The sequence below is a fragment of the Kamptonema animale CS-326 genome, assembly GCF_028330895.1.
GTDB lineage: Bacteria > Cyanobacteriota > Cyanobacteriia > Cyanobacteriales > Microcoleaceae > Kamptonema > Kamptonema formosum.
Map to the genome: position 1 here is coordinate 1 of NZ_JAQMUA010000278.1, position 8,873 is coordinate 8,873.

Below are 8,873 nucleotides of genomic sequence, written 5' to 3' on the forward strand. Positions count from 1 at the left end.
GTGTGATGTTCTGTGATCCATAAAAGCCTCCCTAATTGTCTAATATTTGCTGGTTACATCTCTATTTTCCCACGCTTACTGATTAGATCGCCAGCCCAATAGTCCCCTGTTTTGTCGCGATCGCCAGCCCAATAGTCCCCTGTTTTGTCGCGATCGCCTACCCAAAAGTCCCTTGTTCATGGCGATCGCCTACCCAAAAGTCCCTTGTTCATGGCGATCGCCTACCCAAAAGTCCCTTGTTTCATGGCGATCGCCAGCCCAAAAGTCACTTGTTCGTGGCGATCGCACTCCATCGAACTCACGTTAATTATAAGCGCTGCTATTTCTTTTTGACATCCCAGAGCATCGATAGTTATTATGCTTTCTTCAATTTCTAGTAGCTCTAACAAAGCCGGAATCGCTGTCACTTCGTTGGATTTCTTATTGACTTTTTTTTGCCCTAACACTAATTGATGGGACGCTGACCATGCACTGACTATATGTAACGGTTTTTGGCTTTGATTCCGGTTATAAGATTGTTTCATTGTTTTGCCATCGATGGCTATGACTTCTAGCTCCAATTTTTGGGTAATTGAATTTACCCAACTTAAAAAACACTCTTGAAACTGCTTCGGTTCGATTCGAGCAAATACTCTACTAAATGTATCATGAGAAGGAATTCCATTCGGCAGTTCTAGAAAACCTTTTAGCCATTCATATTTAGCTTTTCCATAGAGTTCTATTGCTACCCATCCATCCGCACCGCTGATGACAGCTAGAATGGCAATGGCTACAATATTTATTAGTAAATGCTCTTTACTTCTTTCTATTCTTGGATCGGTCAAGGCCTCAAAATGGTTTAAAAAACTAACGTTCAATAAGTCGGTCGGATTCGATAGAGCTATTGTTTTTTCTTGGGAAGTTAAAGTCGAAGTAAACCCTTTCACCATCGATCGTACCTATGAATTACACACTTGATTTAGCTAAATACTTCATCTTATCATGTTTTAGGTTGAAATTAAGATGCGTTTACCCTGATATCAGGAGTAGAAGACAAGTAGTGGAACATTCTGATTTAGATGAAGATAAAGAAGAGTATATTACTTGTCCTGAATGTAAGAGTAAATTCTTATTGATTGGTAATTCTTGGTATGAATATAATCCTGAAGTATATTTAATAAACTAATAACTTAGTTCTTTATATCTAGTTACAGGGAAGTTAAATCCTTATTACAACAGAATATTATATATATAAATATTAAATATATAATTCATACTTACTTATAATCACTGATGAGAGTCTTACATTCGAGGGTTCGTGAACAGGTCAAAAAAAACCGAAGTGGACTACATTAATGATTATTGATTCACAAGCCGTAAAAAATACCTGTAATGTCAATGTTGCATCGAAAGGATATTGTTTTACAAATCAACAAATGGTTTGGTGGGCACTCGCCACTTCATCAATTAAAATTAAAAATGCCAAATTAAAAAAAATGCAAAATGAAACTTGTGAAATTAAATTTTTAATTTTTAATTTTTAACTTTTAATTAATCGGTGAGCTTGTTACTTTCATCGATAGATGCTTGAGGCGAGCGCCCACCCTACATTTATATCTATGCCCCATTACTTACTGTTGCATGATTTTGGGGAACTGGGATTACGGAAGAAACCTTCACTGGAATTTCGATCGCAAACTCTGTCCCCTGTCCCAGTTCGCTGTTGTAGGATATCTTCCCACCGTGCTTTTCAGTAATAATTTGATAACTGATAGAGAGTCCCAGTCCGCTGCCTTTGCCGATAGGTTTAGTAGTAAAAAATGGTTCAAAAAGTTTGGAACCTAAATTTTTGTCAATCCCTAAACCATTATCAATAATATAGATAGCAACTGCTCGATTAGATAGTTGAGTGCGAATTTTAATCCTACTGGGATTCGCATTTATTTCAGCAACACTACGCTGTCGATCCCGTTCTTCTAAAACATCAATGGCATTACTAAGAATGTTCATAAACACCTGATTTAACTCACTAGGATAGCATTCCACCACAGGCAACTCTCCGTATTCCTTAATTACCTGAATACTGGGACGATGGGAATTAGCTCTGAGGCGATGCTGTAGGAGCATCAGCGTATTATCAATACCGTCATGTATGTTAACAAGCTTGAGTTCCGCTTCGTCGAGACGCGAGAAATTACGCAGGGACAGAATGATCTGGCGAATGCGTTCGCTTCCTTGCTTAAGAGAATTAATTAACTTGGGAAAATCCTCTTGCAAATAGTTCATCTCTACCTTTTCTATCCATTCTTCGATTTTTGGGTGAGGCTGAGGATAGCATTCTTGATATAATTCGACAAAGTTTATTAGAGTCCTCATGTATTCTTCCGCAGGGATGAGATTAGCGTGAATAAAATTCACAGGATTATTAATTTCGTGCGCTATCCCCGCAACTAATTGACCAAGGGAAGACATCTTTTCATTCTGTACCATCTGTACCTGAGCCTTTTTCAGTCGATCCAAGGCTTCCGAGAGTTCTATGGTCTGTTTTTCTAGTTGCTTCTGGGAGTCACGCACCTGTAACTGTATCCGTATACGTACCAGTGTCTCTTCGTACTCTATAGGTTTGGTAATGTAATCTACCGCTCCCATACTGAGTCCTTTGACCTTATTTACAGAGTCAGAAAGAGCTGTCATAAAAATGATAGGAATATCGCGGTTGGCGACGTTTGATTTGATCTGTCGATAAGTTTCAAAACCATCAATTTCCGGCATCATCACATCAAGCAGAATAAGATCTGGCTGTAAGAATTCTAAGCATTCTAGTGCAGCTTTACCACTTTTTGCGATCGCCACCTGATAACCAACGCCACTCAGCAAATCAGCTAACAATTCAATATTTTCAGAGTTATCATCGACCACTAAAATGGTTTCAGTCGGAAGTATACTTTTAGAATACACGACCAAGCTCCTGACATATATAGGACTTACGTATCACATATTCAATAATGATTTTATCAAATTCTCAGAAAAAAGGGAAGACATTTTATTCTTCCCTCTTCCTCTGCACCTTTGCATTGTCATGCCTACGTCATTTCATACCCAAATAAATTCGGATCGACTTCCCCCAAATTCAAATCATCCAAACCATACTCAGCCCAACGACGCTCAACCATTGCCGCCACATCAACATCCGACTCCAGAGCTTCCCCCCATTCATGGTCAGTTTCCGGCGGCATTTTCGTAGTGGCATCAATCCCCATTCTTCCCCCCAAACCAATCTTTTCACTGGCAAAATCTAACGTATCAAATGGAGTACTAGGTAGAATGAAAACATCCCTTGAAGGGTCAACTTTAGAACTAATTGCCCAAACTACTTGACGGGGATCGCGAATGTTGATACTTTTATCTACCACAATCACAAACTTAGTGTAAGTAAACTGTGGTAAAGCACTCCAAAAAGCCAAGGCTGCACGCCGCGCTTGACCTGGATAAGCTTTATCAATGGAAATAATCGCGGCTTTATAACTGAGCGCTTCCATTGGCAAGAAAAAGTCTACAATTTCTGACACCTGCTGCCGTAAAATTGGAGTATAAATCCGATTAAGCGCGATCGCCATCATCGCCTCTTCCTTGGGTGGCCGCCCGCTAAAAGTCGTCAAATAAATCGGATCTTTCCGATGCGTCATGCAGTGGAACCGAATCAGGGGCGAATCCTCCACTCCGCCGTAATATCCCATGTGATCGCCAAAGGGGCCATCGGGTAAAACTTCGCCAGGTGTAATCGTTCCTTCTAACACAAATTCCGAGTCCGCAGGTACTTCTAAATCCAGTGTTTTACACTTTGCCAATTGCACCCCAGAACCACCATAAAGTCCGGCAAATAACCATTCCGATAAATCAACCGGGATCGGTGTAGCAGCGGCCATAATAATCAGGGGATCGACACCAAGCGCGATCGCAATCTCTAACTTTTTCCCAGCCTGGGCCGCCTTCCGCAAATGTCGCGCCCCACCGCGTACAGATAGCCAATGAACTGTCATCGTATTAGGCGACTGCAACTGCAACCGATACACCCCCACATTCGGCGTACCCGTCTCGCAATCCTTCGTAATTACTAAACCCAGGGTGATAATTTTCCCAGCATCGCCTGAATAAGGGCGAATCATCGGAATTTTATGCAAATCCAGCCCATTACCCTCAATCACAACCTGTTGACAAGCAGGGAAAAAATCGCGACCAGGTTTAGCCTTAATGACATCAAAAAGTACCTTGCCAAAATCTATCGCCTGGGAAATTTTCTTAGGGGGTTTTGGTTGTTGCAACATCCCCAATTTTTTGCCTAATTCCTCCAATTGGGCAGGTTTAGTCATATTCATTGACCAGCAAACCCGTTCCTCCGTCCCCAACAGGTTAATGGCCACTGGAAAAGCCGAACCCTTGACATTCTCAAACAGCAGTCCAGGGCCGCCCTGTTGCAGCATTCGGTTAGAAATCTCTGCAATTTCCAAATCCGGGTCAACCAAAGCCTGAATCCGCCGCAATTGGCCTCTTTCTTCCAGAATTTTCAGGAATCCCCGCAAGTCTCTTGCCATAATAGTTTAAGAAATGTAAAGTGCTTCTTACTATTATGGGAGTGAATGGGATCGGTGGGAGTGCGATCGCCCTTAAAGATCGGGTAAGCATGGGAGCGCTACCCCTACAAGCACAATTCCATTTAAGACTGCTATAAATATAAAATTGAAAATAATAATGTTTTACTTTAATTTTGCTTCGGCATAGTAATATTATTAACCAACAGCTATAAGTTTAATCTATTATTAACCAAAATTTAAAATCACCTTATTCTGCTACTGAACTTTACATAGTAAGTTGAGTTTATCCTTGGTAGGAAATTCCTAAAAGCCAGCTATTTACTTGAGGCAAAGCAATATGATTTTCTTGACAGCACGTTGGCGGCGTGCTCTTGTAGTTTCACTGGCAGTAGCAGCCTTTTCACTGAGTCTCATCAGTGGAGCCGTCGCTGCGGTTACTCTTAATGGAGCTGGAGCAACTTTTCCTAAACCACTTTACGACCGTTATTTCTCTCAAATGAGAGGCGGAACAGGAATTACCGTTAACTACGAAGGAACAGGCAGCGGCGCTGGCATCAAAGCATTAATTTCCGGCACAGTTGACTTTGCAGGCAGCGATGCACTAATGACCTCACAACAAATTAGTCAGGTAAGTCGGGGCGTAATCGCAGTTCCTACGGCAGGCGGTGCTGTCGCAGTAGTTTATAATCTGCCTGGAGTCAATAATCTCCGATTGAATAACGAAGCAATGAAAGGCATTTTCGAGGGTAAAATTACCCGTTGGAACGATGCCAAAATTGCTCAAATTTCTGGACAAGCTAAAAATTTGCCTAATAGTCCGATCCGAGTTGCAGTTAGGGCGGAAGGTAGCGGCACAAGCTTCATATTTACCAACCACTTACAAGCTACCGGTAGCAGTATTAAAGCTGCATCTCAACCGAGTTGGCCTGGAAGCCCTCTCAGCGGTCAAGGAAATCCCGGCGTAGCAAATTTAGTAAAACAAACAGCAGGTGCGATCGGCTACGTTCAGGACACTTACGCTCGACAAAACAAACTCCAAACAGCATTTATTCAAAATAAAGCTGGCCGTTTTGTAGAACCTAGTCTTGCCGAAGCAGAGAAAGCTTTAGCCGGCGAACAATTCCCCGCTGACTTCCGCTTAGTAGAAGGCAATCCCAATGATGGCTATCCGATTGTCGGTTTGACTTGGCTTTTAGTTTACAAACAGTACCCCGCTGCTAAAGCAGATGCCGTTAAAAAAATGGTAAATTGGGTAATGACTACAGGGCAAGGTATTAACAAACAGTTGGAATATACACGAATTCCAGATGCTATAGCTAAGAAAGTAGTTCAAACAGTCACTCAAAGCGTCATTGCCAAAGGCTAATTCAGAAATTAGGAGTTTTGAGTTAAAAATCAAATAGGGCTTACGCTTTGTAAGTCCTATAAAATCTAAAAATCAATACTTTTCCTAATTTTTCTGAGCCAACTGCAACGCACTATAGTATTAGCTAAAAAATGGTAGATTTTTCTCAACAGCGCCACAACTCGAATCAGTTACCCGCAGGAATGAATCCCGCTGCTGACTTAACAGATACCAAAGGGGAAAGTTGGTGGTTAGAGTACGCATTTACGGGATTAGTTTGGGGTTTTGCATTGGCAACAGCCGGAGTGCTTTTCTGGATGAGCTGGATAATTTTTAAAGATGCTTATCCAGCCATTGCCAAATTTCGACTGCCATTTTTGTTGAGTGTCCAGTGGAATATAGGAGAATTGCAGTTTGGGGCGCTGCCGTTTATTTACGGCACTTTAGTAAGTTCTGCGATCGCACTTTTGCTAGCAGTTCCCCTGGGACTTTCAGCCGCAATAGTCACCAGCGAAAACTTCTTGCCAATTTGGGTGCGATCGCCTCTAGGATTCCTAATAGAATTAATCGCTGCCATTCCCAGCGTCATTATTGGTTTGTGGGGCATCTTTGTTTTAATTCCATTCTTGCTACCCTTTCAACAGTGGCTCTTCGAGCATTTCGGTTGGTTTCCTTTGTTCAGCACCGAACCATTTGGCCCTGGAATGCTTCCTGCTGGCATACTACTTTCAGTAATGATTTTGCCAACGATTGCTGCTATTAGCCGCGAAGTATTGTTAGCAATTCCTATTGATTTACGGAGCGCTTCCATGTCTCTCGGAGCCACCCGCTGGGAAACTATTTGCTACCTGCTAGTACCCTCTGCCAGTTCAGGAATTATCGGAGCTATTATCTTGGCATTGGGGAGAGCATTGGGGGAAACAATGGCAGTCACAATGGTAATTGGTAACTCAATCCAAATCAACAGCTCTCTATTGGCTCCCGGTTACACAATACCCGCTGTTTTGGCCACTCAATTTCGTGAAGCTCTTGAGCCGTTGCACATTGGCGCTTTAATGTATTTAGCGCTAATTCTATTCCTGATTACGCTCTTGGTAAACTTCATAGCAGCAGTGCTAATTCAGCTAATTGGTATTAAAGCCACTAAAAATTAATAAAGATACCGACCATCCCAAATTAACAGATCGCAATGACAAATCATCATAACTTAAATAAATCAATAGATGTAGAACTTCATAAACCCCTATCGCTAACTAGGAATTTTTTCAGCCAGGGTCTCACATTCCTAGCATTTGCCCTCACAGCAATCGCTCTGATGCCTTTGTTTGCTATTTTATATAAAATCGTTGCTGAAGGATTTGGACATTTAAGCTGGGAAGTGCTAGTATCCCTCCCCGCGCCAGTTGGAGTTGAAGATCAACCCAACGGCTTTGCTAATGCGATTGTCGGGACATTTATTATGGTAGGAATTGCTACTTTATTCAGTTTACCTATTGGAGTAATGACGGGAATATTTTTAGCAGAATTTACTAGAGATCATAAAATTATTGCTCATATTATCCGCTTCATCACAGTTATTCTCAGCAGCGTTCCCTCCATCGTCGTCGGCGTTTTTGCTTACGCCTTAATTGTCGTTAGCACTAAAACATTTTCTGCCTTAGCAGGCGGCTTTGCTTTAAGCATTATCATGCTACCAATGGTAGCACTAACTACAGAAGAAGCATTAAAATTAGTGCCAACTTCCTATCGCCTTGCTTCTGCTGCTTTAGGCGGCGGACGCTTTCAAAGTATGTTTAGAGTTATTATTCCCTCAGCGTTACCAACGATCGTGACCGGAATTTTACTTGCTGCTGCTCGCGCCGCAGGTGAGACTGCACCGCTGATTGTTACTGCCCTATCCAGTCAGTTTTGGTCGGAGGATTTGCTTAGTCCTACTGCTTCTATGTCAGTATTAATATACAGTTACGCTAGCTCACCTTACAAAGAGCAGAACGAACTAGCTTGGACAGCAGCCGCTGTCCTTTTGGGGATGGTTTTGCTCAGTAGCATTATATCTCGTCTAGTCACCCGTAAACAATTGAAACTTCGCTGAATAATGTCAGAAATTAACCCAAAAATAGCAAATTTTACTAATCGATTCCAAGAAGAAGCTACCCCTGAAGTTGGCTCCAATGCAGTTCCGGCTCTGCGGATTAGTGACCTAAGCTTCTACTACGGCGTTAACAAAGTGCTGGAAAATTTGTCAGTGGATATTCCTCACCTGCAAGTCACCGCGATCATTGGCCCTTCTGGCTGTGGTAAATCTACTTTTCTGAAAGCTCTGAACCGTATTGCAGAATTAGAAGGGAAAGTTCAAATCACAGGAAAAGTAGAATTTTTTGGGCAGAATATTTACAACAAGCGCGTTAATATTAATAGCTTGCGCCGCCAAATCGGGATGGTGTTTCAACGACCAAATCCTTTTCCTGCCAGCATCTACGATAATATTGCTTACGGAGTCAGAATTTTTGGTCACAAAAGCAGAATTCAATTAGATGAAATTGTGGAATCTGCCCTCAGAAATGCGGCTCTTTGGGATGAGGTAAAAGACAATCTAAAAAAATCAGCTTTGGGTATTTCTGGGGGACAGCAGCAGCGGCTTTGTATTGCCAGAGCTTTGGCTGTGCAGCCGAAAGTTTTGTTGATGGACGAGCCTTGTTCAGCTCTCGATCCAATTTCTACGATGAAGATTGAAGAGTTGTTTCAGGGCTTGCGCCAGCAGTTAACTATTGTAATTGTTACGCACAATATGCAGCAGGCAGCTCGTGTTTCCGACTATACTGCTTTTTTCAACACTGATGAAAGTCGCATTGGCAAGATGGTTGAATTTGGCTCGACAAGTAAGATTTTTACTTCAGCAACTCATCCTAGCACTAAAGATTATATAGAAGGTCATTTTGGCTAATGGCTAATTGCTA

The 8,873-nt window shown here is 42.0% G+C and carries 7 protein-coding genes and 1 pseudogene; 5 read left to right on the forward strand and 3 right to left on the reverse strand.

Translation table 11 applies throughout. The features are described 5' to 3' along the window. Positions 1-296: 296 nt before the first annotated feature. Positions 297-884: pseudogene (locus PN499_RS16155) on the reverse strand (ISAs1 family transposase); the annotation flags it as partial. A gap of 450 nt (positions 885-1,334) precedes the next feature. On the opposite strand from PN499_RS16155, the gene PN499_RS16160 reads away from it, so the two are divergent. Next, entirely contained in the window at positions 1,335-1,523 is a 189-nt protein-coding gene (locus PN499_RS16160) for a hypothetical protein (RefSeq protein ID WP_272033072.1), read from the forward strand. A 73-nt stretch (positions 1,524-1,596) separates the two neighbouring features. Here the strand turns inward: PN499_RS16160 and PN499_RS16165 are convergent, their stop codons facing one another. Then, positions 1,597-2,937: a sensor histidine kinase gene (locus tag PN499_RS16165; RefSeq protein ID WP_272033075.1), complete on the reverse strand. Its 1,341-nt coding sequence runs from the start codon at positions 2,935-2,937 to the stop codon at positions 1,597-1,599. A gap of 125 nt (positions 2,938-3,062) precedes the next feature. Further along, positions 3,063-4,571, reverse strand: coding sequence for a UbiD family decarboxylase (locus tag PN499_RS16170; RefSeq protein ID WP_272033077.1), 1,509 nt, complete (start codon positions 4,569-4,571; stop codon positions 3,063-3,065). Between the two features lie 337 nt (positions 4,572-4,908). Between PN499_RS16170 and pstS the strand changes: the two genes are divergently transcribed. The 4 genes from pstS to pstB all read left to right on the forward strand — a co-directional run bounded on the left by pstS (position 4,909) and on the right by pstB (position 8,860). Beyond that, positions 4,909-5,937: a phosphate ABC transporter substrate-binding protein PstS gene (pstS, locus tag PN499_RS16175; protein WP_272033079.1), complete on the forward strand. Its 1,029-nt coding sequence runs from the start codon at positions 4,909-4,911 to the stop codon at positions 5,935-5,937. A 131-nt stretch (positions 5,938-6,068) separates the two neighbouring features. After that, positions 6,069-7,070: a phosphate ABC transporter permease subunit PstC gene (gene pstC / locus PN499_RS16180; protein ID WP_272033081.1), complete on the forward strand. Its 1,002-nt coding sequence runs from the start codon at positions 6,069-6,071 to the stop codon at positions 7,068-7,070. A 35-nt stretch (positions 7,071-7,105) separates the two neighbouring features. Then, on the forward strand, positions 7,106-8,008 hold the full coding sequence (gene pstA / locus PN499_RS16185; RefSeq protein ID WP_272033083.1) for a phosphate ABC transporter permease PstA: 903 nt from the start codon (positions 7,106-7,108) through the stop codon (positions 8,006-8,008). 3 nt (positions 8,009-8,011) lie between these two features. Continuing rightward, a complete protein-coding gene (gene pstB, locus PN499_RS16190) occupies positions 8,012-8,860 on the forward strand; it encodes a phosphate ABC transporter ATP-binding protein PstB (protein ID WP_272033085.1) in 849 nt (282 codons plus the stop codon). Positions 8,861-8,873 lie beyond the last annotated feature (13 nt).

Excerpts from the sequence above, each read along its gene's own strand:
- PN499_RS16160 (WP_272033072.1), top strand. The coding sequence starts at position 1,335 with ATGATTATTGATTCACAAGCCGTAAAAAATACCTGTAATGTCAATGTT.
- pstS (WP_272033079.1), top strand. The coding sequence starts at position 4,909 with ATGATTTTCTTGACAGCACGTTGGCGGCGTGCTCTTGTAGTTTCACTG.
- pstA (WP_272033083.1), top strand. The coding sequence starts at position 7,106 with ATGACAAATCATCATAACTTAAATAAATCAATAGATGTAGAACTTCAT.
- PN499_RS16170 (WP_272033077.1), bottom strand. The coding sequence starts at position 4,571 with ATGGCAAGAGACTTGCGGGGATTCCTGAAAATTCTGGAAGAAAGAGGC.
- pstC (WP_272033081.1), top strand. The coding sequence starts at position 6,069 with ATGGTAGATTTTTCTCAACAGCGCCACAACTCGAATCAGTTACCCGCA.
- pstB (WP_272033085.1), top strand. The coding sequence starts at position 8,012 with ATGTCAGAAATTAACCCAAAAATAGCAAATTTTACTAATCGATTCCAA.